This window comes from Entomomonas asaccharolytica, assembly GCF_016653615.1.
Lineage (GTDB): Bacteria > Pseudomonadota > Gammaproteobacteria > Pseudomonadales > Pseudomonadaceae > Entomomonas > Entomomonas asaccharolytica.
Map to the genome: position 1 here is coordinate 1,866,767 of NZ_CP067393.1, position 26,473 is coordinate 1,893,239.

Below are 26,473 nucleotides of genomic sequence, written 5' to 3' on the forward strand. Positions count from 1 at the left end.
TTTAGGTTGCTAAAAATGGTGAATATATGATTTTTCGCTATCTATTAGTTTTAGTTATATCTATTTCCTGTGTGGCTTGCTCTGATAATGTTGAAGTTATTAGTACTAATATAGTCAATGATCCTGACACAAGCTCACCACTAGAAATATGCTTTAATAAACCTTTTACAGACCGATTAAAAGCCAAAATAACTGTTGTAACCAAAGATGATTTAATCTTTTCTAGACAAGATATAATTTTATCTTTTGATCATAGTAATAAAACAAATTGCTTATTTCTCAATGCTAGAAAGTCTTTACTACCTAAAAGATCGCCTAAGGAGTTACGTCGACAAGCAAGAAATAGCTTGAAACATGAGAATATTAAATCAATTGATATTAAATTATCTCAAAACCATGGATATCTTTATAACTCGGAAAATCAAATAACTGAATATTTAAGAACATTCTAAATAGTTATAAATAAACCTACTTAATGTAGGTTTATTTATAACTATTTTTTCGGCTAATTTAATTGGCATTTGCACCATAACACTCTTGCTTTAGTTTATTTCACTCTATTTTAATATATTAATAGCATTATTATTTAAGATTATTTGAATTTAATAAAGATTCCTTATTTACTCCCTACGCGCTTCACAACACCTACTAGCTATAATTATTTGTTAAACTCTTTCTAAAAGATTATATGAATATCTTGCAATTCTAAAAAAAAATTTGGTATATTAAAAATGTTTGAATTGCTTTATTGAAATATAAAAATCAAATTTTATAGCATTAACTTAAAGTAAAAAATAATTATTAATTAATGAGTTACGGGGAGGTTTATGACTAAAGAAGAGCAATTAATACTTAGTAAGGCCTATACAGCTAAAGATCATCCAATTGAAGAATTTAGGTGTGTAGAAATAACAAGTGACTCTAGCCATTACCATGCGGCTAATAATCTAGTTGCCAAAGGTTACCTTACCACGTTGTTTACAGAAAACTTTTTTATTATTACTGATAATGGTATCAAATGTTGGGGTACACAGTCTTTATCCTAAATAAAGGTTAAACCCGTTTAAAAATCGATTAACTTAAAAGCCCCCTTAAACGGGGCTTTTAAATTTAAGTAAAACTCTTCTAGGATAACTTCTTACTAAAAATTAACAAAGTTTTTATATAACATCTATAGTAATTATCCATTAAATGATTAATTGCTTATATTTTCTATAAATACTAAAAAGTTTTTTATATGTATGACAGAACATAAATAATTAGACCCCTGACTATTTCTAATTCAGAGGTCTTTTATTACTAATTTAAATTTTAGTTAGTTGTTTACTAAACTACTATTTAACAAAGTCTTAGTAAATGCTACAGCTTCTGCTCTAACATCTTCTACTGATTTATTTTTATCTCCAGGAATTTTAACCATAAGTGTTCCATTAAAAACTGTTACTCGTTGTACAGCGTCTGCTATCTCCCAATGCACATCTGATGGGTTATCAACTCTAAACTCCAGTTTTACTTCAACTGTATGCCTAGCAGGAACTATCCCCATAAATGCAGACTCCCAATCTGATATATCGCCTGCTGTAACAGCCACTTTTGTATATTCCATATTAATCTCCTTTAATGTTTAATGGAGATACTATTTTATTAAATATAACCTATTGATTCTTCTTGCCTTAACAAGATATATAGGAGAATTATAAATAAAAAAACCAACAATTAAGTTGGTTTTTTATGGCGATTAGTAAATTACTTATAATTCAAAAAGTGCTGTCAAATTAAACAGCATCTTTTCTTTAAATAGCCAACTAGAAATGGTAGTTTACATTAATTTGAGCTTGATAGGCGTTATACTGATTTTCACCCCATACACCACCTACTTCACCAGATAGACTCCATTTATTATTGATATTTCCCTGTACACCTATCTTAGCTTCATAACGATTACGGGGTAACCCATCATGTTCATTCTCACCATTAAATTTTAATTGGTTTCTAGCTGTTGAGTGTATCCAGTTAGCCTCTAAAAAGGGTTCCAACATAGATTTTTGTATACCACGACCATGTAAGCGTATACCAGTACGACTCACTAAACCACTGGCCTTATTAGCAGTAACGATTAAACCATTCTTATCATGTTGATTATCAGCATCATATAAATTATAAATAAATTGTTGTTGTGGCGTGATTAACCATTCATATTGTTTATTATTTGAAATAGGTAAACCATAACCCACTTCAATAGAGCTACTCCAAACATTACTATTATAATGTTGTGTTGCTAGCTGTCCTTTGCCTTCAACTTTATTACGAAACCAATTCATCTCAGTCCATGTATCAATATACAGTCCCGTTTGAGTATCCCTATTGGCAAAATAGGTAGCATAACCGCCAGCATTATAGCCTTTCACCTTACCTTCAGCTTTCGTGCGAGTAGTTCTAGAGGTACTGGTATTTTTATGATCACCATACCCCGCCATAACGCCTAAATGTAAATAACCTTTTTCTAATTTTAAAACAGCTAAATCTCCACCCATCTGTGCCATATAGGTACGAGAACGATTGCTTAAAGCATTACTAGCACTACGATGCCCTTCATGTGTCATCTTAGTACGAAACCATAAAAAGTTTTGCTCAGCATCATCACTTGCACCATTATTTGTAGTCAATCTGTCAAACAGTGACATTTTGAACATTTCTGTCGCAGCCGTTTGATTACTTAGATAAGCGCCTATTGATGGGTTTAGGTTGTAATAACTCTCAGTCCATCCCGCTTTAGCCTTATTACTTAAATACCAACTATAATTAGTAGGATCATCTTCAGGTTGACTTAAAATATACTCATATCTGCCTGCCAATACTGGACTATTCAATACAAATGCATCGCTTGAGCTGATACCATTCACCTCAACAATCTTAATACCATGATCTGGGTTAGTAATAAGCGCATTAATACTATCCTGAGTAGGACGTATAGTCACCAACGTTGCACCACCTGCACCTGTTGAGATATCACCATTAACAATTAATTGATCACTTTTACCATCAACCCTATCATCTTTACCTATTAAGGTATTAACAATTAACTGACCGCCCTCAGATACATAATTACCATTGATAGTGAGCGTATTACCAATATAATTACTATGTACGGCTGTATTAGCTCTCGCTGAACTATTAGTAGTTAGGTCTATAATACCAGCATTATTAAAAGTACCTACTTGGATAACTGCATTGGTTGTTGTATTGATATTACTGCCAATAAAGTTTTTATCACCAAATGCAACTATGCCTCTATTATTAAATACACCTTTACCATCAGTACCTATTGTGGAAGTAGATATGCCTTTAGCGTTACCATCAGCACCAAAATCTTGTAGTGAAAATAAGCCATCTTGCTCATTATTCACTGTTACATTACCACCCTTTAACGTTACATAACCTATAATTTTCCCCATATTTAAAATATCGGTAGAATTTCTAGTAGCATCACCATTAGTAATTACAGCAAGGTCATTATCTGAGGTAATAGTACCTCCAATATTATTAACTGTTATATTACCTGTTGAGCTAGTTAAATTAATACCTGCACCGTTACTACCTGTTCCACCCTGTATAGTAGTATCACCAACTAATGAAACAACATTGTCTCCTACCGTACTCACTGCATGAATCGCTACACCATCTGTTGAATTGGCTCTCACCAATTTAGTATCTATAATGCTCACAGATGCGCCACTATTATTAACAGATGCAACATCAATAGCTATAGCTTTGCCTTCTATTGAGCTAGCTATAACCTCCTCTACCTCCCAAACTACCACAGCAGCTGAACCATCACCGAGATTAATTGTTTTTGCAGCAATAGCTGTGGCATTACCTTTTGTAGAAGTAGCAGAAATCACATTTGCGTTCATGACACTAACCATAGCTGAACTGCTCTTTGCCCCATTAGCTGAGATAGTGGTAGTCTCACTCTCACCAGAAACTTTTAATTGGTCAGCGTAACTTACCTGAATCAATGAAGTATTCCCTAGCCCATTGGATTGCGCAAATAATCCTATTAGTTTATTAGCATCAGAATTACCTAGCGATTTTATATTTAATGAAGAACGTTCTGCTTTATTAATATCACCAAACAAAATAGAAGATGCGCCCGTATTGGTTACTACTGAAGAAACACCTACCGCTTTGTCTGAATCAATATTGATACTTCCTCTTACATTAACCATAGAAATAGCACCCATTGTGGTAGAGTCTATGCCTATATTCGATGACAGATTTGATGCACTTGAGCCAGTAATAGAAATATTCCCTGTATAATCAATGACAGTAGTTCCCTGTGTATTACTATTATTTGCTTTAATACCAACAGTATTACCCCCACTGATATTAACATCACCTACGGTTTTTATTTGAATATTACCTGTAGCACCACCTTTATTATCCGCAATAATAGCAACACTATTATCACCAAACATATCAATACTCTTTGTAATAGCAGTAATATAATTACTGCCACCACCAGTATTAATACTATAAATTCCAGCCGAAAGTGCTGATAAATACGCTGAGTTTGAACCTACATTAACACGAATACTATTCTGTTCATCATTGTAAATAATGGATCCTCTCTCTTTATTCGCAGTCGTTAAAGAAATACCTTTTGAACCACTTCCGCCATTAACAATAGCGCCTGCTGTATCTTGACCTATAGTAATTTTACCGGATGCTTGTATGGCAGGTGTGTCAATACTATCTACACCTGTTGCATTAACACTAATACCAACATTAGATAAGCCATTCGTTGTAATATTACCTGTAGAAGTAACATTTGCAGTTGCAGCCATTGCACTAATTAGTATTCCAAAATCACCATTTAAAGTAAGGTTTCCTTTATTAACAATCAAAGCATTATCTTTTGCAGAAATACCAGCCGCTATTGATCCTCTGCCTGTAACAGTAATATCACTATCTTGTGTTAAATTAAGCTCGCCACTACCACCTCTATTCTCTATCCATACTGCTTGAGGAAAAGATGAGGTATTCGTCAAATTTATAGAAGCACCTGATGTTACTTTAGCTAAAGAGTCAACAGTATCTGTTCTTACATAAATACCAGCAATATTAGCAGCAACTGTAGCGGTGATAGAGGTATTTTTATCAACCTCTACTTCAAGGTTACCATAATTATTATTATATTTATCAGCACCATTAACCCCACCTAAACTAATAGCAGAACCCTTACTCAGGGTAGTACTTCCATTATTAATTTCTGTACCCTTAACTACTAACTTTTTAATATTACCATTTTGCACAAGCGCGCCATTAATAGTCCCACCCTCATAAGTAACTGTAGAATTATCAGGGCTTACTGTAATAGTTGGTGACGCAGCATAAATAACAACTGGAGATGCAGTGAAAAATAAACTAAATAAAAAGAAACTATATTTTTGCATAAGAAATACAACAACTAACAAAAGGACAACTAGGAATAAAAATTAAAAGGAAAGAAGATAGTGCAACAACAAGTAAAACAACTACTCTAACTATTATTTAATATCCACCACTAACTAAACATATTACTTTACCAATATCTGATATATTGATATTTTAATATCTAATTATCAAAAACGAATAAAAAATTAATAATTCCTACTATTTATTCATAGATTATTCATAATGATACATAACAAAATACACAATTTAGAAACTCAAGGTTTTCTGTTAATTCATTAATTCTCTAATGTATAGAATATTGTTAGATCAAAATGTAAAAGATCCTCTATATCAAATGGATTATTGATACCCTCATTTTTAGAAACTAAATCATCTTTAGGGCCACTCATCTTAATAGCTATAGTAGACATTACACGTTTACCATAATCCAAGGTATTATCATATCTAATTGCATTTATTTTTTTACAAATTCATCTTTACTGATCTGCATTATTCGATTAAATATTCATTAATCATGGCAATAATCATGATTTATTCTGCCAATTTATTAAAGCATCCACTTTGATTAGGACAAAGGTTGAGGTTTTTAATCTTCATTGAAGCGTATTCATAAAGCTCACCATTAGTTGTTGGTTGGTATGCTTTAACTGTTAAACGCTAACATGCAAATATAACGGGTGGCATTACTTGGATAAACTTTGTTTCTGTTATTATTTGCTTATCAGTACAGCCTCTTAAAATAATAATGTTAAAAGATATTTTTTTATTTAAAATTCTGTCTGTGACAAAAAGATTACATATTTATTTAGGATGAAAATGTTAACTCCTTAAACAAAAAATGGAGATTAATAATGAAGATTGCATTCGCATCCAAAACATCTTATGTTTCATCAACTAATATTCTTGATGAATATGTAGTTGAAGTTCCAATTCCTGCTGAAGTTAAAGCTGCAAAAGATGTTGGTAAAACAATTTGGTATTTATCAGATGCCTTTTTAGCTAATAGAAGTACTAATGTTAATAACAATAAAATGGTGATGCTAGCATCAGCTAGTTATCGTTATGGGTTATGGGATATAGGAAATTATATTAGAACCCAAATTTGTGGAGTTCAACAATATTTTGGTCCTCCTCCAACAGTTTTTAACGGCTATGGTGGAAATCCAGCGATATTTGGCGTTGAACTATTAAAAGAGGATGTAATTTATTTCTCAGCTAGAAAAGTTGATGACTTAGACGAATTAGACCGCATGGATTTTTATGTCTCAGCACAATTTTTTATCCCTGAATAATAAATAATTTTAAAGGAAGTGTATTTTTACACTTCCTTTAAAATAATCCAATAGGTAATTTCTGACTAACCCAATTAGAAATAGTTTGGCTTTCATGTTTTTTGGTTTTGAACTCTTGGTCTCACTTAGTAGCTTCTTTCTCTGGCTTGGTTCGTTTGGTTTCCAATTAAGTAATATAAACTCTGTTCAAGTGAGCTTAGCTATCTAGTAGATCAATTGACCACTTTGATTGATATTAGCTTTATCTAGCTTAACTAATGCCTAAAACTTTTACTCATACCCTACTCCTACTAAATCATTTTAACTAATAAAGTGTTTATATGCCTATGTTATGAGGTTAATTATAGCTCGTAATAAAGCACTATCTTTAACAATCCGTTATAAAGATACACATAAAGCCTATATTCCTGGCGTAAAAGCTAGAAGATACAACAAACCTAAAGCTGCTCCACTCCCTGCCTATACTGATAAAGCCTTTTGTTTAAAACATTTGTGGCTTGCGGGTTGGAATGACACTGATATTGAATTATTTAATAAACCCAATAAGGGCATTGAATGATTATGATGAAAGTTAGTATAGATCATTCAGCTTGCTTAGGTAATAAATATATTCTTAGGGTAATTAGTGAAAACCTAAAAAATCATTCAAATGATCCTATTAACCATCATGTTCTATAAAATGTTTGATAGAGGTATAAACTCAGATGAATAATTTATAAAAGCCATTTCTTTATTAAAACAGGTTCTAGGCACTGAGTTAGAGGTTATAGAGGAGCTTATTCGATGATAATTGAAGAAGGTGTGAAGATATTTGTATTTGTTATTGTACATAACAAACACACAGATAGTTTTTACATACTCCCAAAACTGAATATAAAAGAAAAAATATTTTAAATTTATGTATTAAGCAAGAAGAAACAGCAATAAAAAATAGCTAAGCTAGTAAATCAAGATAATAGCACTAACTGAGAGGAATAATCATGAAAAGATATTATTTAATTACCGTAACTCTATTAATTTGTAATTTAGTTACTAGCTGTGCTCTTTATTACAGATAAGGAGAACTTATGCTTAGATTATTTATAACGTTCAGCCTGTTAGTTTTAACAGGCTGTATTACTGTGTATGAATGCGAGGGAGAACATAAGGAAACTTATAATAATATCTCTCCCACTACACAGCAATCTACTACAACTAATCGAGCTGATCAAACTTTAGAAAATGGTGGTCAAGATGAGCCAAGTATTAACCCAATCTGAGATAAGAGACTTAACCCTTTATAAACATAAGGGCAAGCAGATCGAAACGCTTTTAAAGATGGGAATTCCCTTTTATATCCATCCTGAAAAAGGCAAACCCATTGTTACTACCGTAGCAGCCAATCAATATAAACAAAGTAATGATCCTGAAGGAGAGCCAAATTGATACGGTTAAAACCTTTTGCTCAAAATGTTAGGTGGAAAAATGGCGCTTGGCGTTATAAAGTTCCAAAGTGGTTGACAGTAGAACAAAAACAAGAATTATTCGAAGGTAAACAAGAAATTACATTGGGAAAAAACTAGGCAGAAGCATTACTGGTTAATGCAAAAATAATTAATAAACTGTCAGAAAAAGAGAATCAACCTATAAATCAAGAACTTCCTATAATAATCGCTGATTTAATTCATAAATATTTAGCTGTATTCGTTCCTAACAAGGGAAAAACAACACGAGAAAACAACTTAGCCTCAATTGAGATAATCAAAAAAGTATTTGTCAACGTTAGAGTAAAAGGCTTTAAATCAGCATGGGTTTTTAGATACCGTGACGAAACACAGAAAAATATGCTTCTGATAGAAGAAAACCTGAATTAGCCGATTAGCGTAAAATGAGAGCAACTTTTTTTTATGCTGCGTGGGACAAGGCTTATTTTGTGGGATAAAAAAAGGCTTACAGATTTTTCTATAAGCCTTTTTATATGGTGGGTCGTATAGGATTCGAACCTATGACCAATTGGTTAAAAGCCAACTGCTCTACCGACTGAGCTAACGACCCAAATCAGTTTTGATTTGGTCGGAGTAGAGAGACTCGAACTCCCGACATCCTGCTCCCAAAGCAGGCGCGCTACCAACTGCGCTATACTCCGTTAAATTTGGCTCCGCGACCTGGGCTCGAACCAGGGACCCAATGATTAACAGTCATTTGCTCTGCCGACTGAGCTATCGCGGAATCACTTAAACTTACCCTAGAAAGGTTGTTTTATGTTGCCTCTCAAGGTGGGCGCCATTTTACGGATTTTTAAAAATGTGTCAACTGTTTTTTTGTTTAAATATAAAGTTTTTTAAAAATCCTGCGACTTGCTATACTCTACTTTTATTATAACCCTATTTGAGAAATAGTTGTGACGCGTATTAAAATCTGTGGTATCACTCGTATAGAAGATGCATTAGCGGCTGTTAAAGCAGGTGCGGACGCGATAGGCTTAGTATTTTTTGCTGCTAGTCCTCGAGCTATAACCTTAGATCAAGCGTCACAAATCTGTGCGGCTTTACCTCCCTTTATAACTACAGTAGGTTTATTTGTTAATGCTTCCTATGAAGAAGTATCTACCATATCCAGCAAACTTTCTTTAGGCTTACTACAATTTCATGGCGACGAATCACCTGAATACTGTGAACAATTTAAGCAACCGTGGATAAAAGCATTAAGGGTACAACCAACTACCAATATTGTAGCAATCATGCAACCTTATAATAAAGCACAGGGTATTTTATTGGATAGTTATGTGGCAGGGATACAAGGTGGAACTGGCACTACTTTTGATTGGTCACTAATCCCACAGCAAACTGATAAACCTATTATACTCGCAGGTGGTTTAACTGTAGAAAACGTTCAACAAGCTATACAAATAGCCAAACCTTATGCAGTGGATGTCAGTGGTGGTGTTGAAGTAACAAAAGGTATTAAAGATCACAATAAAATGAAAGCCTTTATTAACAAGGTAAGAAGCAGTTTATAATGATTTAATTAAAGATTTATAACAGAAATAAATAACTTTTTTAACTAATTCAGGGTAAAATAGCACTTTTATAAATATTAGGTGTACTGTTTTATAAAATAGTTCTCCTACCGCTTATACCCATAACGAGAGGAATAAATAAGCATGAGTAACTGGTTGGTGGATAAACTAATTCCTTCCATTATGCGTTCTGAGTCAAAAAAGAGCTCAGTTCCTGAGGGGCTTTGGCACAAGTGTCCATCTTGTGAGGCAGTATTATATCGCCCAGAACTTGAAAAAAACTTAGACGTATGCCCTAAATGTGGTCACCACATGCGTATTAAAGCACGGAAACGCTTAGATATTTTCTTAGATACAGAAGGTCGTGAAGAAATTGCTAAAGACCTAGAACCTGTTGATAGACTTAAATTCAAAGACTCTAAAAAATACAAAGATCGTCTAGCTGCTGCCCAAAAAGAAACAGGCGAGAATGATGCGTTAGTAGCGATGAGTGGTACTTTACTTAATAACCCTATTGTTGCCTGTGCTTTTGAATTTAGCTTTATGGGCGGTTCAATGGGTAGTGTTGTGGGTGAGAAATTTGTACAAGCTGCTAATGTTGCCATTGAGAAAGGTTGTCCCTTTGTATGTTTCTCAGCGTCAGGTGGCGCACGTATGCAAGAAGCCCTTCTCTCATTAATGCAAATGGCTAAAACCTCAGCAGTACTCGCCCGTATGCGTGAACTAGGTTTACCCTATATTTCTGTATTAACCGATCCTATCTATGGTGGAGTTTCTGCCAGTTTAGCTATGCTAGGTGATGTAATTGTGGCTGAACCAAATGCGCTAATTGGTTTTGCTGGACCACGTGTTATTGAACAAACAGTACGTGAAAAATTACCAGAAGGTTTCCAACGTAGCGAGTTCTTACTAAAACATGGTTCAATTGATCTTATTATCAAACGCAATGAACTACGTGAACGCTTAGCGAAAATATTAGCTCAGTTACAAGGCCTACCTTCTCCTACACCAACTGCTACTTCTGAAATTACCTTTGTACCTGTTACAAGTGCAGAAATTCCAACAATTGATGAAGTGGTTGAACCAACCAAAGAATGAGTAAGCATAACCTTAACCAATGGTTAGCTTATCTTGAACAATTGCATCCCAGCTCCATTGACATGGGGCTGGATCGTCTGCAACAAGTTGCCCAAAATCTCCAGCTAACTCGCCCTGCTCCACTTGTTATAACTGTCACTGGAACCAACGGTAAAGGTTCTACCTGTGCCTTTATTACTGCTTTACTGGAAAGCCAAGGGTTAACAGTGGGGCTTTATACCTCACCTCATCTGCTGCACTATCAAGAACGGGTTACTATTAAACAACAACCTGTTACTGAAACTATGCTTTGTGATGCATTCACTGCCATTGAAAAAGTGAGAGGTGATATATCACTAACCTATTTTGAATTTGGTACCCTAGCGGCTTTGTTGTTATTTAAACAAGCTAATTTAGATGCGGTTGTATTAGAAGTAGGATTAGGCGGTCGTTTAGATGCAGTAAACTTAATTGATGCAGATATAGCGGTAGTGACTAGCATTGGCATTGATCATCAAGAGTGGCTAGGTAATACCCGTGAATCGGTAGCCTTTGAAAAAGCAGGTATTTTTAGAAAAGATAGCCCTGCTATCTGTGGTGATAACAATCCACCTATAACACTTATTGAACAAGCAGCCGCCAAAGGTGCCCCTCTTTATATTCGAGATAAAGATTTTAGTTTAGTTATAGAACAGGATCATTGGCAATGGCAAGGCAAAGATAAGCAAGGTAATTTATTAAGCTTAACCAATATTCCATTACTCAATCTACCAATGGTTAATGCCTCAACAGCTGTACAGGTTTTTGCGTTATTAGACTTAGCATGGCAACAAGAAACGATTATTAACACCTTACAACAGGTAAAAGTGACTGGTCGTTTAGATCATTATCAGCTTAATTATCACGATAAAACTATTAATCTACTATTCGATGTAGGTCATAACCCCCATGCAGCTGATTTTTTAGCTAATTATTTACAACAGCACCCCATTAAAGGTAAACGTTATGCTGTATTTGGCTTATTAGCTGATAAAGATTTACAAGGCGTTATCACGCCATTATTGCCTTTAATAGAAGACTGGGCGGTTGCACCTTTAGATACACCCCGTTCTAATACAGCAGAACAATTAGCGGTTATGCTTGTACAAAAACAGCAACAAGTTACTGCTTGCACCTCTATTGAGAAGGCTTTACTCTTACAAGCAGATAAAGTAACAGCAGACGATGAAATCCTTGTGTTTGGCTCATTTTATGTGGTGGCAGAAGGATTACAGTGGTTAGCAAGTTTAAGCAGGAAATAATATGTCTATTTTTGATGGTAATCTAAAGCAACGTTTAATAGGTGCGGTGGTAGTCATCGTATTAGCAGTAGTTTTTTTACCCATGATTTTTAATAATAAAGGCGAGAAACTACCTGAAACTGTAGTTACTGTGCCTTTAGAGCCTACTAAGCCTGCACAACCTGCTACCCAATTACCGCCAGCGATAGTTACGCCTACTTCTGAACCGACTACAACCACGAGTGAACCAATACAACCTGAACAGCCTATTGTAGACAATAACACCACTAATTCAGCTGCCCCTACTACAGCAGCGACCACACCTGAAGCCACTGTTACTACCCCAATAACTGGTAGTAATACAGCCACAACAACGACACCGACTAATCCTGTTGTTTCTCAGCCTAATGCTCAAGGCATAACACCTAGCTGGACAGTCCAAGTGGCGGCAGGATCTAATTTGCAAAATGCAGAAACCTTTACTAATAAATTACGCCAAGCTAATTACAATGCCTATATTCGCAGTGAAGGTAATATGCACCGTGTGTTTGTAGGTCCATTTATTGAAAAAGCAGAAGCAGCTCGTGTACAAAAATCCATTGAAAAACAATTTAAAGAAAAAGGGTTTGTTACTGAGTTTAAACCAGAAAAGAAATAACTGATTTTATATTTTAATTATATAGAGGGCTAAAAGCCCTCTTTTTTACACTATATTAGGTATTAAATTAATGCCTGTTTCAATTCCTTTAAAAACACCTGTATTTTCATTGGCAATAACTTTCGACCAGAAGTAATTGCCCACATGGTAATAGTAGGCATTTCCCAATCTGCCAATAAATGAACTAGCTTCCCTTCGTCCACATATTGCTGCACTAAGGTTGAGGTAATAGAAATAATACCAACACCTTGAGTCGCTAATAATCTAATCATTTCAATAGAGTTAGTGGTCACGGGTCCTTTTGGTATGCCCTGCCAAGCTTCTTTACCACATTTTAATTGCCAATTCTGGATTTCACCCAATGAGTTTGTTAAATGAATTCCTATATGGTTTTCAAGATCCTGTGGTGTTTTAGGAATACCATGCTTTTTTAAATAAGCAGGGCTAGCATATAGCCCACCTGATAAGTTTTTTAATGGTCTGGCTACCAATGTAGCATCATCAGCTAATTTAAAGGCTATCCGAATAGCTAAATCATAACGCTCCGCTACAATATCTACACGACGGCTTGAGAAATCTAAATCCAAATCAATATGGGGATAATTATTTATAAAATTTTGGAAAAAATCTTTATGAATAAAATCCACATAATTAGGGGGCATTGATACCTTTAAATTACCACTGGGAATAATTTGTCGGTAATTAGCTAAATCAGCTACCGCCAAAGCTTCTTGCTCAATAGCATGAGCATGATCCAAAACAGCCTGACCAAACTCAGTAATAGCCAGTCGTCTGGTATTACGTATAATTAATCGTTCTCCTAACTGCTGCTCTAAATGAGTAATTCTTCTTGATAGCGTAGATTTAGGCAAACCGATATGATCAGCTGCAGCAGTAAAACTTCCATAATCGATGACCTTAGCAAATAATGCTAAATCATTTACATCAATAGTCATCTGTTTATCTATCATATTAATGGCGTCGCTCAACAATATAAGTGGCTATATCCCTTAGCACATTGGCAGACTCTGCAAAGCCACTTAATGCGTCCAGTGCTTGTTGGTGCAATTGTTTGATATACTGCTTAGCTTCCTCTAGCCCCATTACAGCAGGGTAAGTAGGCTTATCATTAGCAATATCTGAACCTTGTGTTTTACCTAATACCTGCGTTTCACTTTCAATATCTAAAATATCATCCTGTACCTGAAAGGCTAAACCAATCGCTTTGGCATAATCCGCTAGTAGACCAATTTGTGGGATAGATGCTCTACCACTAGCTAATGCACCCAGTACCACACTTGCTTCAATTAAAGCCCCTGTTTTATGACGATGCATATTTTCTAAAGCTTGCTGACCTAGCTTTTTACCCACTGACTGTAAATCAATTGCTTGGCCACCTACCATACCCTTTGGCCCAGATGCCTGTGCTAAAATTTGTACCATTTGCAAGGTTATTTCGGTTGCTTGCACATTTAATTTAGGACTTACCAAAACCTCAAAAGCCATTGCCTGCAAACCATCGCCTACCAAAATTGCACAAGCTTCATCGTAAGCTTTATGGGTAGTTGGCTGACCTCTTCGTAAATCATCATTATCCATAGCAGGCAAATCATCATGCACCAATGAATAGGCATGAATAAGTTCTACTGCACAGGCTACACCATCCGCTTGCTCTAAGATACCACCTAGCGTTTCACAAGCACCATAAGCTAATAATGGCCTTATTCGTTTACCACCAATCATTACACTATAGCGCATAGCCTCATACAAACGTGCCTGTTCAGGACTAGGCGCTTCAAATAAACTTTCTAATAAAGCATTTACGCGTTGTTGACAAACTTTCTGATAGGCCGCTATTAAACTCATGACTGGCTTTCCACATCAAAAGGGATCGTTTCCACCTTATCACTCTTTTCCAAAAGCATTTGTACTTTCTGCTCAGCATCCGTTAAGGCTGATTGACATTCACGGGTTAAGCCTATGCCTTTTTCAAAATCAGCTAATGATTCTTCTAAAGTCAATTTACCCGATTCCATACGCTCAACTAATGCTTGCAACTCAACTAAAGACACTTCAAAGCTGTTACCACTCTTCTTCTTTGCCATTTATCTATCACCTACTTTTTAACTGATCACGGACTGCCATTAAAGCAAACCCTAATAGATTTTTGCCACGCCATGTTAAAGGATTTTCTATCGTATCGGCTGTTTCTGCCAAGCCAATTCCCCAAACTCTATCAACGGGGCTAGCCTCTACCAATACCCTACTGCCTGTATTTAACAAATATTCAGCTAGCTTGGGATGTTGTGAAAACTTTGCCAAATTGCCTGCTATCACGATTTGTGAACAATGCTCATCCCATACATCCTGTTTAAATCCTTGTACTTGCTTACCTAAAACCTTTGCTTCAGCCGAAGTTTTACACACTAATATCTTTGCCAATACTTGCTGATCATTAAATAATCTAGCTTTACCAGCCATCATAAAATGTTCAGCAGTAGAATAATGTATACCATCTACTTCAAAACTAATAGGATACCATTGGCTTAAACAGGCTTTAGAAACAGGTGCATTTTTAGCTTCTGTATGCCCCCAAAAGAATAGATATTTAAACCTTTCCCCTGCTTGATAGAGTCTGCAAAGCTGTTTGATATCCATTAACTGCATTGATTATCCTTGATCTTTTAAAAATAGACTATCTTTAGTACCAACCACTGATTCATAGCCGTTATAAAAAGCTGTAAAGTAATCATCAAATAACCAGCTTGCATCTTCTTTATAGCGTTGCATATGCTTTAAATTTCTAGCACGTTTACTTTGTGACAGCGCATTTACTTGCTTTGTCATATCAGCAAAATCAATAAGACCAAGAGTATTATCAGGTAACACCAATACATTACCTAAATGAATAGAACGAAAATAAACGCCTTGTTGGTGTAATGTAGCTAATAACCGGCCAAATAAGGTTATAAAATACTGTTGCTGATCTTGATCCACATTTGCCATTACTTGCCTTAATGTATCACCAGCCAAAGGTTCATAATGAACAGCGGTAAAATCTAACTCAGCTAAACTAAAGCGATATAGATGTAGAATATGGGGTGTTGCTATACCTAATTTATTTAACACCAGTGCATTATCAGCAAATCGCTGTACATATGGGTATATTAACTCAGATGAAAACCAACGTTTACGACGAAACAACTTAAGAAACTTACCATCCGCCAGCATCAATACTTTAGGTGCAGTTGTATCTTGTTCTAAAACTTTGGCATCTTTAACTAATGTTTGGTAGGCTTCTGTTGTAATAGGTTGGATTTTTAGCTTAGTCATAACAACTACTTATTAGTTTTTAATAGACTAATTATAACTGATCAAGCAGTTTTTTTTGTAAAGAATATGCTTTTTTTACAAGATTATTAATTAAACAAAAATTATACGCTTAAATAATGATGAGTTATTTTTTCTCTACAACCTGATCGCGATAATGCTCCACCCACATAGCGGTTGAACCGCAAACAGCCACAGGCATAATAATCAAATTTAATAAAGGGATCATAGTAAAAAGACTGACTAATGAACCAAATACAAGATTATCTACCCTATCCTGAGCAAGCATTTGGCGCATTGTTGAAAAACTTACTTTATGATTATCAAAGGCATAATCTGCGTACTGAATATTAATCATCCACGCCGTAAAAATAAACCAAATAATAGGCGCAACCGTTTGCCCAACAACAGGCAGAAAATAGAGAAATAATAAAGGTATTGCCCAGACAATATAGTAAAGTAACTTATAAAGCTCTCTTTTTAAAATACGAGGAATATCCTTTAATAGCGTCCAAATAGTTGTTTCTGGTGCAGGTTGATTGGTTAATTTGGCTTCAACATGTTCAGCAAGAATGCCATTAAAGGGTGCGGCAATAATATTGGTTATCAGACTAAAAAAATAACAGAAAAAAATCGCCATAATGACAATAATTATAAAAGAGGCTACATAGCTTAACCATTGTAGCCAACTTGGTAGGTAGTGCATACCAATATCAAGCCAACTGCTAATCTGTGCAAAAAACCACCACAGTAACAAAGACATCACTATGATATTAGCCAACATGGGTAATATAACAAAACGTTTTATACCAGGTTGGCCAATAAGCTTCCAACCTGTTATAAAATAGTCAATGCCCGTATTTTTACTCTGTATTGGTTGCATTATTTCTTAGTCAAACTATAACCAGTTAACGTTTAGGCTTTCTTTTAGCCGTAGTAGGCCGCTCAGCAATCGTTGTTGCCCGTGACCTTTTAGCAGGTTGCCCTTTTATGGGCTTCACAGGTTTAACTATTTTACGCTGTAAACGTTGAATACGATCTTTTACTTTAGTCGTTAACTGTGGTAATGCCACTGGCTCAAGACCTACCTCTGCACTAAGAATATCAACTTCTCGTTGATCCATTTCACGCCAACGACCAACACTTAAACTAGCGGTCAAAAATACAGGGCCAAAGCGTACACGTTTTAGACGACTAACCACTAATCCCTGTGATTCCCATAAACGACGCACTTCACGATTACGACCTTCCATTACCACGCAATGATACCAACGGTTTAACCCATCACCTTCAGGTGCTGCTTGAATATCAGAGAACTGAGCCATACCATCTTCTAGCATTACCCCTTTCTTTAAATTCTCTATCATCTCTTCCGTTACTTCACCACGAATACGCACTGCATATTCTCTATCCATTTGTGAAGAAGGATGCATTAGGCGATTGGCTAACTCACCATCTGTGGTAAATAACAATAAACCAGACGTGTTAATATCTAGACGACCAATATTAATCCAACGACCCACTTTTAAACGAGGTAAACGCTCAAATACTGTACGTCTCCCTTCAGGATCACTGCGTGTACAAACTTCGCCTTCAGGCTTGTTATAGATAATTACTCGACGTAAGGGGGTTAATTCTTGCACACGGACAGGACGGTCATCCACCGTAATCGCTTCATTACCTGCAACTCGTTGACCCAAAGTAGCTACTTCACCATTAATTTTTACCCGACCATCAACAATCCATCGTTCAATATCGCGGCGTGAACCAATACCTAGATTGGCTAGTACTTTTTGGATACGCTCTCCAGTTTGGTTTATTTCAATAGGTAATTCATCAGTCATCAGGGCACCTCACGGCGTAAATAGATTTATAAATAATTAATTATTGTATCATTTAAGCGAAATGAAACCCACCATAACTATGTAAATTTCAGTTAAATAAAAAAGCCTAACTGTTAAGTTAGGCTTTTTATTAGACTTAATCATAGAATATTATTCAGCCATTATTTGCTTATAACGTCTTTGATATTCTTCATAAGGTAGATTTTGTTGCTGTAACTCTCTGATTTTTTGATCTTTAGCAGATTGATCTACATTTCTAGATGATTGGCTCCTATAGACTGGAGCAGTAATCAATGGCTGAGCTATAGGATCCAAATCATATTTTTGACTAATATTTGCTAACTCTACACGATATGTATAATCATCAATTAAACCATTTAATATTTTTTGGTTTAACTCATTAGTTTCTTTGTTTTTTAAAGTAGCCACACGATGTTTAGTTTCAACGTAATTAATTCTAGTTGCTGCATTATGACCACTTACCGGATCCCAACAAATTGATAATGGCCAAAATAATAGATTAACTACACCTAATCCATACTCTCTACCATAAAACGAACCACCACCAGGTAAAATCCCTAAAGCCACGGCTGCACCTGGACTTTTCTCATTTACAGCTAATCCCCTAGCCTCATATGTTTCTAACTCCATTTTTTGATAGCTACTAATACCACTAGCACAGCCGGTCAATAATGTAACAGAAGTTAAAACTGCTATTAACCCTTTCTTGCTCATTTAATACCCTCTAATTTTCCATATGTTTAATAATCTTATACTTTTATCTTTATTAAATCAATAAAAAAACATCAATCTATTGCAGCTCAAGGGCTATAAAACAAACAAACGTTTTAATAAGATAGGGTTAGCATAATTTGATCTTAGCTTAGAAAGTAAGTATGAAAATATTATCTATAGGGAGATATACAAAAAGCTTAGTAGATTATTAAGCATTTACTTGAAACTAATAAGTGATTTTTAAATCACCTATTAGTTTAGAGATATTACCAGTTATATTTAATACCTATTGAACCACCATAGGCTTTAGTTGAATGACTACCAAGTTGTCCTGATAATTGACCATATGCAGTGAGGCTTTTATTGATTGCGATTTGACCACCTGTTTTTATTTCAAAAATATTTCTAGCACGATCACTTGTTAAGTCAACATTATTCATTGATATTTCAGCATTTTGGGTATTATGCCAATAATTGAAAGTAACAAATGGTTGAAATCCATCTCTTTTACCCTGTAATCTAATACCCAAACGGCTAGTAATATTATCATCACCACCTAAACGGACATGTGTTCCATTTCTTTCAGTCAAACCTTTACTACGAAAATTATTATAGATTAATTGAGCTTGAGGCTCTAACTGCCATTCTGTTTTAGCAGAATGTTTGATAATAAATCCATAGCCAGTTTCAGCAGAAAGAGTATAGCCTCTTGTTTTAAACTTCTCTTCAGGCTGACCATGACCATTCACTTTATTATCAAACCAGTTATATAAAGCATAACTATCAACATATAAGCCGCCTTGGTCATTTGTTTGATCATACCAAGTACCATATATACCCGCTGAATAGCCTTTTGATTTAGCCTTTGCATCTATTGCTTGTAAGCGAGAATGAGCGTTTATATCACTTGCTACATAACCCCCCATTACACCAAAATGGAAATTATCCTTCTGGTAGAGATCAGTACCTAACTGTACTAGATATTGATCAGTACGATTAGTTATTTGATTAGCTGCTCTAGATTTTCCTCGATTATAATTTACCCTTAACCAACTGGATTGATACTGATTATCCAACATTTGCTGACGATCATGAAAGCTATGATTAAAGGCAGCCTGATTTTCAAGAATTCCTAAATAAGCTCCAGCCTCAGGACGAACCGCAGATGTTGAAGGATCAGTAGGGCTTAAATAAGAAGTTAAATACCAGTTACTAGCATTCGCTCCCTCTCCTCTGCGTAATGTATAATCATAGGCGCCTGCTACAATACGACCTTGTTGTTTAAACTCGCCATCTGAACTACCTGCAATATTGATTAACTCTATACCATTTAATGTTTCTGCACCTATTCCGCCCACATTATTTACACGTACATAGGTAGTTCCAGAAGTATCTCCTGTAATACTTAGATGATCCGTAGGTGAATTATCATCCCCTAAGGTAGTGTCAAAACTAATTAAGCCATTGTCACCATGATAATTGCCTTGAATTGTCCATTTTTCACCCACAACCCCATTTGACAGCTTAATCAAGCCCGCATTATTGACAGTACCATTACTGGCCATTAAACGAATATCCTGGCCATATACAGAACTACCAACTTGTAATACAGAACTTTGGTCAATATTAATATCTGTATTTGCTTGTAAATAACGACCTACCAAATTAAAAGTCGTATTATTAGTTAAATTGATTGTATCCCAACCATTTAATCCTGTGCCTTCAGTATTAGAAATACTATAGCCATTAAAATTGATATTACTGAATGTAAGATCACCTGCTCCTGATAAAGAACTTAGCTGACTGGCATCAAACTTATCAGCAACCAGCGCCTTAGTTGTTGTTGCATATCCAACATCAACATTACCAATTATTTTGCCACCTGTTGCTTCAAAATAATTAGCACCATTATCCATGCTTACATCACCTGTTAAGGTACCAGCATCTATTTTGAAAATATCATCGCCACGGGCAAAACCAACATCACCATTAACATTACCACCTGTGATATGTAACATATGGTTCTTGGTGTTTGAGGATGAAACATTATAAGCCATACCCGAAGATGTTACGTCACCTTTGATAGTTGTAATACTATTTGAAGAGCCTGTTAATACATAAATAGCATCGCCATACTTTACATTGATACTGGCATTCGCACCAATATTGAGTTGGCTAATACCTGCTCTGTTATTTATTAACTCGTCAGCCACTGTCTGGCTATCGCCCAGACTTATTACAGAGTTACCATTTAGCCATATGCCATCGCCACCAATAGAGGTACTTTCCACAATAGTTTTACCTGTAGAAATTAGGGTAGCATCCCCACCAGCTGTAGCAATAAAATGGTTATCTGATGAAATATCAAGTTCATTAAATTGTACGCTTGAATTACCTTGCGCAGATAAAGTCATTAACCCTGTACTACTAGAGTCGTTACGGATAGTTGCTTTACCCTCCACAACAATTTTACTATCACCCGTAACATATAGGATGCCACCACTGGTTGAATTTTCTAAGGATGTCCAGTTGGCATCTCCTTTAACGATTAGATCACCGCCTGCAATATTAATCATCGCTGGGCTAGCACTAACTGGACTACCCTCTAAATAAAAATCACCATTAATAATAACTGAGCCACCAGAAGCAATACTCATAGCTGTAGTATTGGATATTTCTCCATTGGCTGCAGTAGGCATAATCGCCAAATCACCTGCAAATATAATACTACCTTTATCACTTGCATTAACTGTTGTGCTACCTGTCCGATAACGATCAAGAGTTACACTAGTACTGGTAAAAGTTAATGTTGTATTATCACCACTTACTATCGCACTACTCATACGACTATTTGTGTCCGTACAAGAATTACCACCACTACAAGATATTGCATAACTATAATTACAATATGAAACAAACATAACCATCATGGCTAACAAACTTCTTTTTGTTTGCATAACTGCTGTATCCCCAAAAATATACATTAACATACATAAACTACTGAATTCTGGGAGACTTTATATTTCCACAAAGCTATCCAAACTTTATAAAACCTAAAATCATCCGTAAACATATCATTCTATTAGTTACTGATTTCATCAACTAAGTTCGACTTTAGTTGTATAATATGTTACCTAAATATCAAATCACCTATTATAAAAATTTATCTATTGAGTTGATTAATTTATTAAATAACTAAAAATTGATAGTTTATTAATAAACAATATGAGGAAAGGGAACTAGGCTTAGGAATTTTATGTAGGCAATAAAAAAGCAGGCTAAAGATATAGCCTGCTTTTTAAAGTAATGCTTAAGCTAAAGCAGATTTAGCTTTTTCAACGATAGCAGCAAAAGCTACTTTTTCATTAACCGCTAAATCAGCTAATACTTTACGATCGATTTCAATCGCAGCTTTCTTAAGACCAGCAATTAAACGGCTGTAAGAAAGACCGTTGATACGAGCACCAGCATTGATACGCGCAATCCATAAAGCACGGAATTGACGTTTACGTTGGCGACGGTCACGGTAAGCATATTGACCAGCTTTGATAACAGCTTGTTTAGCTACACGGAAAACACGAGAACGTGCACCATAATAACCTTTAGCTAATTTTAAAATTTTCTTGTGACGAGCACGAGCTATCACACCACGTTTTACACGAGCCATTTATTTATCCTCTCCAATTAACGTAAACGTAAAGAACGTTTTACAGAAGCTACATCTGATGGATGTAACAATGATGCACCACGTAGCTGACGCTTACGTTTAGTACTCATTTTGGTTAAGATATGGCTTTTGTAAGCGTGTTTAAATTTAACACCGCCAGCCGTTACTTTAAAGCGCTTTGCAGCACCACTTTTGGTTTTCATTTTAATCTTTGGCATGTTCATACTCCAAACAAATGAGTTAATAATGATAACAGCAAGGCCTGCCAGTGCCCTGGTTGTTATTTCTTTTTAGGACCCAACACCATAGTGAGTTGACGTCCTTCCATTTTAGGAAACTGTTCTACAGTGCCATAATCAGCCAAGTCTTCTTCAACTCGTTTCAATAGCTCCATTCCCAGCTCCTGATGAGCCATTTCACGGCCACGGAATCGTAATGATACCTTAGCCTTATCGCCATCTTCTAGGAAACGTTTCAAGTTACGTAATTTCACTTGATAGTCGCCTTCTTCCGTCCCTGGACGAAACTTAATTTCTTTTACTTGTACTTGCTTTTGATTCTTTTTAGCAAGTGCAGCCTGTTTTTTCTTTTCAAACAGGTGCTTACCATAATCCATTATCTTACATACAGGCGGAGTAGCATCAGGTGATATTTCCACCAAATCCAATTTTGCTTCTTCCGCTGCGCTAAGCGCCTCGGCAATAGGCACAATGCCTACTTGTTGTCCGTCTGCCCCGATTAAGCGTACTTCGCGGGCAGTAATATTTTCATTAATAGGTGCTTTTGGTTGACTTTTTTTGTCTTGTCTCATTTCGCGCTTAATAGTTCTTTACTCCGTAATTATTCAATACGACCACGTTGAGCAACTGCTTTCGCAATGAGTACATTAAACTCGGCAATAGTCATAGAACCTAAGTCTTTACCATTATGAGTACGTACTGCAACGGATCCCGTTTCAACTTCTCTATCTCCTACTACAAGAAGATAAGGAACTTTCTGCAAAGTATGCTCGCGAATTTTAAAGCCGATCTTCTCATTTCTCAAGTCCGTTTTTACACGGAAACCATTTTGAGAGAGTTCTTTAGCTATTTTTGCAGCATAATTTGCTTGATTATCTGTAATATTTAACACTACTGCTTGAATTGGTGCAAGCCATGCAGGGAAAAATCCTTCATAATTCTCGATTAATATACCAATAAACCGTTCAAAGGAACCTAACACTGCTCGATGAAGCATCACAGGTACTTTGCGGCTATTATCTTCAGCCACATATTCAGCACCTAGACGTTGTGGTAAGTTAAAATCGCACTGTATTGTACCACATTGCCACACTCGACCTAAACAATCTTTTAATGAAAACTCAATTTTAGGGCCATAAAAAGCACCCTCACCTGGCTGTAATTCCCAAGCCAAACCTGCTTTTTCTAGTGCTGTTTGTAAAGCATGCTCTGCTTTATCCCAAAGCTCTTCAGCGCCTACTCGCTTTTCAGGACGGGTGGATAGTTTTAACTCAACATCTTTAAAACCAAAATCTGCGTATACGGCTAAAGTCAAATTAATAAAAGCTGATACTTCACTGGCAATTTGATCTTCAGTACAGAAAATATGTGCATCATCTTGGGTAAAACCACGCACACGCATAATACCGTGTAATGCGCCTGATGGCTCATTACGATGACAACTACCAAACTCTGCCAAACGCAATGGTAAATCACGGTAGCTTTTTAAGCCCTGATTAAATACTTGCACATGGCAAGGACAATTCATCGGCTTAATAGCAAAGTCATGATTTTCTGAGTTGGTAGTAAACATATTTTCAGCATAGTTAGTCCAATGGCCTGACTTTTCCCACAATACTCTATCAACGATTTGTGGCGTTTTAATTTCATCATAGCCATGCTCTTGCTGAACTTTACGCATATACTGCTCAAGCACTTGATAAATAGACCAACCATTTGGATGCCAGAACACCATACCTGGCGCTTCTTCTTGAGTATGGAATAAATCCAGCTGTTTACCGATTTTACGGTGATCGCGCTTCTCTGCTTCTTCAATGCGCTTAATATATTCAGCTAACTGTTTTTTATCAGCCCATGCAGTACCATAAATACGTTGCAACTGTTCATTTTTAGAGTCACCACGCCAATAAGCACCAGAAAGTTTAGTTAACTTAAAAACTTTTAAGAAACGGGTATTTGGCACATGGGGACCACGGCACATATCTACGTATTCTTCGTGATAATAAAGCCCCATTGCCTTCTCATCAGGCATATCTTCAATAAGACGTAATTTATACTCTTCGCCACGCGATTGGAATACTTTAATAACCTCATCTCGCGGCGTCATTTTTTTAATAACATCATAGTCTTTAGCAATCAACTCATGCATACGCTTTTCAATAGCGACTAGATCTTCTGGAGTAAAAGGACGCTCATAAGCAATATCATAATAAAAACCCTCTTTAATCACAGGGCCAATTACCATTTTTGCGGTTGGATATAACTGCTTTACTGCATGCCCGACTAAATGCGCGCAAGAGTGGCGAATAATCTCTACACCCTCTTCATCTTTTGCGGTAATAATCTGTACCGTAGCATCCTTATTAACGATGTCACATAAATCAACTAAATTACTATCTACGCGACCAGCAATAGCCGCCTTGGCTAGACCAGTACCTATCGACTGAGCAATTTCTAAAATGCTAACAGGATGATTGTAAACACGCTGACTTCCATCAGGAAGAGTAATAACGGGCATGGCGCCTCCTATACCTAGTGGTGATCCCTACCAAAGATCACATACGGTGGATGAGCCAGTAAAGTGCCCAAGCACTAATCAACCATACATGGGTTGTTCAAGTAAAACCTGCAAAGCGCTCGAGCAAGATCACTGGGGGTAATTAATAAAGCTCGCGATTATATAATAACTTGCACTATCTTTCTAGAAAAATATCGCCCAAAAGAACACGCTATATTTATTCGTATTGTTAATTACATAATTCTCTATTTTCTATATTATCTTAATGAATCATTATAAATTTAAATACCTTAGGAGATATTATGCCTTCCACAATAGTTAAAGCTGTTTATTTAGACGGTGCTAGCCTACAGCTAGATAAGCAAATATTTGCCCCCTTAATAAGTTTATTTAGTGAATGGCAATCCTATCCACAAACCAAGCCTTCCGAAATTATTGAGCGTATACAAGGAGCACATGTTGTTATTTGCAATAAATCACCCCTCTCTAGAGAAGTAATAGAAGCGAGTCCAGCACTTAAACTGATTTTGGTGACAGCAACAGGGACAAATAATATTGACTTAGTAGCTGCCAAAGAACATAACATCACCGTATGTAATTGCCGCGGTTATGGTACTGAAGCAGTTAGTCAACATGCCTTAATGTTAATACTCGCACTTGCTGCGCGTCTTATTGACTATAATAAAGCAGTGGCAGCAGGTGAATGGCAAAACGCTAATAATTTTTGTCTAATGAATTACCCTATTATGGAATTGGCAGGTAAAACCTTAGGTATTATAGGCTATGGTGAACTAGGCCAAGCTGTTGCTAAATTAGCAGAGGCTTTTGGTATGAAAATTTTAATCGGACAAATTCCCAATCGTCCTCAGCGTGATAATACTATTGCCTTAACTGAATTATTACCCCAAGTAGATATTCTTACCCTACACTGCCCACTAACAGAAGATACTAAAAATCTACTAACAGAAAAAGAACTGCGCACCATGAAAAAAGATGCCTTACTGATTAACACCGCAAGAGGTGGCATTATTAATGAACAAGATTTAGCTAATGTACTTAAAAGTGGCCATTTAGGGGGTGCTGCTACTGATGTATTAACTATAGAACCACCTAAAGACGGAAATCCACTACTCGATCATGCTATTCCAAGACTAATTATCACCCCCCACTGTGCATGGGCAACCAAAGAGGCACAACAGCGTATAGTAGAGCAAGTTACAGAGAATGCTAAGGCTTTTTTAGCTGGCAAAGCTATTCGTACTGTATAAATAAGTATTAATATTTATCAACTACTCAAGCTATAAATCATTATATAATTATAGTATTGTCTTCTCTGCTAATGAGTAGACAATAATGTGCTTACTTAAATTACCAATTG

Annotated in this window: 25 protein-coding genes, 3 tRNA genes and 2 pseudogenes; 12 read left to right on the forward strand and 18 right to left on the reverse strand. The window is 35.9% G+C overall.

What is annotated here, in order from left to right:
* The first annotated feature begins 26 nt into the window (after positions 1-26).
* Both JHT90_RS08540 and JHT90_RS08545 read left to right on the forward strand, forming a co-directional pair.
* On the forward strand, positions 27-452 hold the full coding sequence (locus tag JHT90_RS08540) for a hypothetical protein (RefSeq protein ID WP_201090367.1): 426 nt from the start codon (positions 27-29) through the stop codon (positions 450-452).
* Positions 453-827: 375 nt separating this feature from the next.
* The gene (locus JHT90_RS08545) at positions 828-1,046 is read left to right on the forward strand and encodes a hypothetical protein (protein WP_201090368.1); all 219 of its coding nucleotides are present in this window, start codon (positions 828-830) and stop codon (positions 1,044-1,046) included.
* 269 nt (positions 1,047-1,315) lie between these two features.
* Here the strand turns inward: JHT90_RS08545 and JHT90_RS08550 are convergent, their stop codons facing one another.
* Both JHT90_RS08550 and JHT90_RS08555 read right to left on the reverse strand, forming a co-directional pair.
* Positions 1,316-1,606, reverse strand: coding sequence for a hypothetical protein (locus JHT90_RS08550; RefSeq protein WP_201090369.1), 291 nt, complete (start codon positions 1,604-1,606; stop codon positions 1,316-1,318).
* 199 nt (positions 1,607-1,805) lie between these two features.
* Positions 1,806-5,456, reverse strand: coding sequence for an autotransporter outer membrane beta-barrel domain-containing protein (locus JHT90_RS08555; protein WP_201090370.1), 3,651 nt, complete (start codon positions 5,454-5,456; stop codon positions 1,806-1,808).
* A gap of 852 nt (positions 5,457-6,308) precedes the next feature.
* On the opposite strand from JHT90_RS08555, the gene JHT90_RS08560 reads away from it, so the two are divergent.
* The 5 genes from JHT90_RS08560 to JHT90_RS08580 all read left to right on the forward strand — a co-directional run bounded on the left by JHT90_RS08560 (position 6,309) and on the right by JHT90_RS08580 (position 8,311).
* On the forward strand, positions 6,309-6,749 hold the full coding sequence (locus tag JHT90_RS08560) for a hypothetical protein (protein WP_201090371.1): 441 nt from the start codon (positions 6,309-6,311) through the stop codon (positions 6,747-6,749).
* Positions 6,750-7,080: 331 nt separating this feature from the next.
* The gene (locus JHT90_RS08565; protein ID WP_201090372.1) at positions 7,081-7,308 is read left to right on the forward strand and encodes a hypothetical protein; all 228 of its coding nucleotides are present in this window, start codon (positions 7,081-7,083) and stop codon (positions 7,306-7,308) included.
* Positions 7,309-7,816: 508 nt separating this feature from the next.
* Positions 7,817-8,008, forward strand: a complete 192-nt coding sequence (locus tag JHT90_RS08570) for a hypothetical protein (protein WP_201090373.1) — start codon at positions 7,817-7,819, stop codon at positions 8,006-8,008.
* Positions 7,983-8,174 carry a DUF4224 domain-containing protein gene (locus tag JHT90_RS08575; protein ID WP_201090374.1) on the forward strand — a complete coding sequence of 64 codons (192 nt, stop codon included), beginning with the start codon at positions 7,983-7,985 and terminating at the stop codon, positions 8,172-8,174. Before JHT90_RS08570 ends, JHT90_RS08575 begins: the two co-directional genes overlap by 26 nt.
* Complete coding sequence (locus JHT90_RS08580) at positions 8,171-8,311, forward strand: hypothetical protein (RefSeq protein ID WP_201090375.1); 141 nt, start codon at positions 8,171-8,173, stop codon at positions 8,309-8,311. The genes JHT90_RS08575 and JHT90_RS08580 overlap by 4 nt, the downstream gene beginning before the upstream one ends.
* 396 nt (positions 8,312-8,707) lie before the next feature.
* On the opposite strand, the gene JHT90_RS08585 is transcribed toward JHT90_RS08580, so the two are convergent.
* The 3 genes from JHT90_RS08585 to JHT90_RS08595 all read right to left on the reverse strand — a co-directional run bounded on the left by JHT90_RS08585 (position 8,708) and on the right by JHT90_RS08595 (position 8,957).
* Positions 8,708-8,783: transfer RNA gene (locus tag JHT90_RS08585), tRNA-Lys, on the reverse strand.
* A 15-nt stretch (positions 8,784-8,798) separates the two neighbouring features.
* Positions 8,799-8,874, reverse strand: a tRNA-Pro gene (locus JHT90_RS08590).
* 7 nt (positions 8,875-8,881) lie between these two features.
* Positions 8,882-8,957, reverse strand: a tRNA-Asn gene (locus tag JHT90_RS08595).
* Between the two features lie 166 nt (positions 8,958-9,123).
* Between JHT90_RS08595 and JHT90_RS08600 the strand changes: the two genes are divergently transcribed.
* The 4 genes from JHT90_RS08600 (at position 9,124) to JHT90_RS08615 (ending at position 12,762) form a co-directional block, all read left to right on the forward strand.
* Positions 9,124-9,747 carry a phosphoribosylanthranilate isomerase gene (locus tag JHT90_RS08600; protein ID WP_201095817.1) on the forward strand — a complete coding sequence of 208 codons (624 nt, stop codon included), beginning with the start codon at positions 9,124-9,126 and terminating at the stop codon, positions 9,745-9,747.
* 144 nt (positions 9,748-9,891) lie between these two features.
* A complete protein-coding gene (accD, locus tag JHT90_RS08605) occupies positions 9,892-10,845 on the forward strand; it encodes an acetyl-CoA carboxylase, carboxyltransferase subunit beta (RefSeq protein WP_201090376.1) in 954 nt (317 codons plus the stop codon).
* The gene (gene folC / locus JHT90_RS08610; protein ID WP_201090377.1) at positions 10,842-12,125 is read left to right on the forward strand and encodes a bifunctional tetrahydrofolate synthase/dihydrofolate synthase; all 1,284 of its coding nucleotides are present in this window, start codon (positions 10,842-10,844) and stop codon (positions 12,123-12,125) included. Before accD ends, folC begins: the two co-directional genes overlap by 4 nt.
* Before the next feature lies 1 nt (position 12,126).
* Positions 12,127-12,762: an SPOR domain-containing protein gene (locus JHT90_RS08615; protein WP_201090378.1), complete on the forward strand. Its 636-nt coding sequence runs from the start codon at positions 12,127-12,129 to the stop codon at positions 12,760-12,762.
* Positions 12,763-12,824: 62 nt separating this feature from the next.
* Here JHT90_RS08615 and JHT90_RS08620 read toward each other — a convergent pair whose 3' ends face one another.
* From JHT90_RS08620 to thrS, 13 genes and pseudogenes are all read right to left on the reverse strand, one after another.
* Positions 12,825-13,733 (reverse strand): LysR family transcriptional regulator, encoded by a 909-nt coding sequence (locus JHT90_RS08620; RefSeq protein ID WP_201090379.1) that lies wholly within the window; start codon positions 13,731-13,733, stop codon positions 12,825-12,827.
* A gap of 1 nt (position 13,734) precedes the next feature.
* The gene (locus JHT90_RS08625; RefSeq protein WP_201090380.1) at positions 13,735-14,628 is read right to left on the reverse strand and encodes a polyprenyl synthetase family protein; all 894 of its coding nucleotides are present in this window, start codon (positions 14,626-14,628) and stop codon (positions 13,735-13,737) included.
* Positions 14,625-14,867, reverse strand: coding sequence for an exodeoxyribonuclease VII small subunit (locus tag JHT90_RS08630; protein WP_201090381.1), 243 nt, complete (start codon positions 14,865-14,867; stop codon positions 14,625-14,627). The genes JHT90_RS08625 and JHT90_RS08630 overlap by 4 nt, the downstream gene beginning before the upstream one ends.
* Positions 14,868-14,874: 7 nt before the next feature.
* Positions 14,875-15,420 (reverse strand): NADAR family protein, encoded by a 546-nt coding sequence (locus JHT90_RS08635; protein ID WP_201095818.1) that lies wholly within the window; start codon positions 15,418-15,420, stop codon positions 14,875-14,877.
* Positions 15,421-15,432: 12 nt separating this feature from the next.
* A complete protein-coding gene (locus JHT90_RS08640; protein WP_201090382.1) occupies positions 15,433-16,095 on the reverse strand; it encodes a BUD32 family EKC/KEOPS complex subunit in 663 nt (220 codons plus the stop codon).
* A gap of 124 nt (positions 16,096-16,219) precedes the next feature.
* Positions 16,220-16,975 carry a sulfate transporter CysZ gene (gene cysZ, locus JHT90_RS08645; RefSeq protein ID WP_201090383.1) on the reverse strand — a complete coding sequence of 252 codons (756 nt, stop codon included), beginning with the start codon at positions 16,973-16,975 and terminating at the stop codon, positions 16,220-16,222.
* A gap of 34 nt (positions 16,976-17,009) precedes the next feature.
* A pseudogene (gene rluB, locus JHT90_RS08650) lies at positions 17,010-17,936 on the reverse strand (23S rRNA pseudouridine(2605) synthase RluB); the annotation flags it as partial.
* A gap of 437 nt (positions 17,937-18,373) precedes the next feature.
* Positions 18,374-18,671: pseudogene (locus JHT90_RS08655) on the reverse strand (hypothetical protein); the annotation flags it as partial.
* Positions 18,672-18,937: 266 nt separating this feature from the next.
* Positions 18,938-21,628 carry an autotransporter family protein gene (locus JHT90_RS08660; RefSeq protein ID WP_201090385.1) on the reverse strand — a complete coding sequence of 897 codons (2,691 nt, stop codon included), beginning with the start codon at positions 21,626-21,628 and terminating at the stop codon, positions 18,938-18,940.
* 353 nt (positions 21,629-21,981) lie between these two features.
* The gene (gene rplT / locus JHT90_RS08665) at positions 21,982-22,338 is read right to left on the reverse strand and encodes a 50S ribosomal protein L20 (protein WP_201090386.1); all 357 of its coding nucleotides are present in this window, start codon (positions 22,336-22,338) and stop codon (positions 21,982-21,984) included.
* Positions 22,339-22,355: 17 nt separating this feature from the next.
* On the reverse strand, positions 22,356-22,556 hold the full coding sequence (gene rpmI / locus JHT90_RS08670) for a 50S ribosomal protein L35 (protein ID WP_201090387.1): 201 nt from the start codon (positions 22,554-22,556) through the stop codon (positions 22,356-22,358).
* Positions 22,557-22,618: 62 nt separating this feature from the next.
* Positions 22,619-23,149 carry a translation initiation factor IF-3 gene (gene infC / locus JHT90_RS08675; RefSeq protein ID WP_201090388.1) on the reverse strand — a complete coding sequence of 177 codons (531 nt, stop codon included), beginning with the start codon at positions 23,147-23,149 and terminating at the stop codon, positions 22,619-22,621.
* 29 nt (positions 23,150-23,178) lie between these two features.
* A complete protein-coding gene (thrS, locus tag JHT90_RS08680) occupies positions 23,179-25,095 on the reverse strand; it encodes a threonine--tRNA ligase (RefSeq protein ID WP_201090389.1) in 1,917 nt (638 codons plus the stop codon).
* Positions 25,096-25,397: 302 nt separating this feature from the next.
* Between thrS and JHT90_RS08685 the strand changes: the two genes are divergently transcribed.
* The gene (locus JHT90_RS08685) at positions 25,398-26,363 is read left to right on the forward strand and encodes a 2-hydroxyacid dehydrogenase (RefSeq protein WP_201090390.1); all 966 of its coding nucleotides are present in this window, start codon (positions 25,398-25,400) and stop codon (positions 26,361-26,363) included.
* The last annotated feature ends 110 nt before the right edge of the window (positions 26,364-26,473 follow it).

Coding starts and splice junctions, on each gene's coding strand:
- cysZ (WP_201090383.1), bottom strand. CDS start 16,975: ATGCAACCAATACAGAGTAAAAATACGGGCATTGACTATTTTATAACA.
- JHT90_RS08625 (WP_201090380.1), bottom strand. CDS start 14,628: ATGAGTTTAATAGCGGCCTATCAGAAAGTTTGTCAACAACGCGTAAAT.
- JHT90_RS08570 (WP_201090373.1), top strand. CDS start 7,817: ATGCTTAGATTATTTATAACGTTCAGCCTGTTAGTTTTAACAGGCTGT.
- infC (WP_201090388.1), bottom strand. CDS start 23,149: ATGAGACAAGACAAAAAAAGTCAACCAAAAGCACCTATTAATGAAAAT.
- thrS (WP_201090389.1), bottom strand. CDS start 25,095: ATGCCCGTTATTACTCTTCCTGATGGAAGTCAGCGTGTTTACAATCAT.
- rpmI (WP_201090387.1), bottom strand. CDS start 22,556: ATGCCAAAGATTAAAATGAAAACCAAAAGTGGTGCTGCAAAGCGCTTT.
- folC (WP_201090377.1), top strand. CDS start 10,842: ATGAGTAAGCATAACCTTAACCAATGGTTAGCTTATCTTGAACAATTG.
- JHT90_RS08615 (WP_201090378.1), top strand. CDS start 12,127: ATGTCTATTTTTGATGGTAATCTAAAGCAACGTTTAATAGGTGCGGTG.
- JHT90_RS08660 (WP_201090385.1), bottom strand. CDS start 21,628: ATGCAAACAAAAAGAAGTTTGTTAGCCATGATGGTTATGTTTGTTTCA.
- JHT90_RS08555 (WP_201090370.1), bottom strand. CDS start 5,456: ATGCAAAAATATAGTTTCTTTTTATTTAGTTTATTTTTCACTGCATCT.
- accD (WP_201090376.1), top strand. CDS start 9,892: ATGAGTAACTGGTTGGTGGATAAACTAATTCCTTCCATTATGCGTTCT.
- JHT90_RS08560 (WP_201090371.1), top strand. CDS start 6,309: ATGAAGATTGCATTCGCATCCAAAACATCTTATGTTTCATCAACTAAT.
- JHT90_RS08635 (WP_201095818.1), bottom strand. CDS start 15,420: ATGGATATCAAACAGCTTTGCAGACTCTATCAAGCAGGGGAAAGGTTT.
- JHT90_RS08550 (WP_201090369.1), bottom strand. CDS start 1,606: ATGGAATATACAAAAGTGGCTGTTACAGCAGGCGATATATCAGATTGG.
- JHT90_RS08630 (WP_201090381.1), bottom strand. CDS start 14,867: ATGGCAAAGAAGAAGAGTGGTAACAGCTTTGAAGTGTCTTTAGTTGAG.
- JHT90_RS08545 (WP_201090368.1), top strand. CDS start 828: ATGACTAAAGAAGAGCAATTAATACTTAGTAAGGCCTATACAGCTAAA.
- rplT (WP_201090386.1), bottom strand. CDS start 22,338: ATGGCTCGTGTAAAACGTGGTGTGATAGCTCGTGCTCGTCACAAGAAA.
- JHT90_RS08640 (WP_201090382.1), bottom strand. CDS start 16,095: ATGACTAAGCTAAAAATCCAACCTATTACAACAGAAGCCTACCAAACA.
- JHT90_RS08575 (WP_201090374.1), top strand. CDS start 7,983: ATGAGCCAAGTATTAACCCAATCTGAGATAAGAGACTTAACCCTTTAT.
- JHT90_RS08540 (WP_201090367.1), top strand. CDS start 27: ATGATTTTTCGCTATCTATTAGTTTTAGTTATATCTATTTCCTGTGTG.
- JHT90_RS08565 (WP_201090372.1), top strand. CDS start 7,081: ATGAGGTTAATTATAGCTCGTAATAAAGCACTATCTTTAACAATCCGT.
- JHT90_RS08685 (WP_201090390.1), top strand. CDS start 25,398: ATGCCTTCCACAATAGTTAAAGCTGTTTATTTAGACGGTGCTAGCCTA.
- JHT90_RS08620 (WP_201090379.1), bottom strand. CDS start 13,733: ATGATAGATAAACAGATGACTATTGATGTAAATGATTTAGCATTATTT.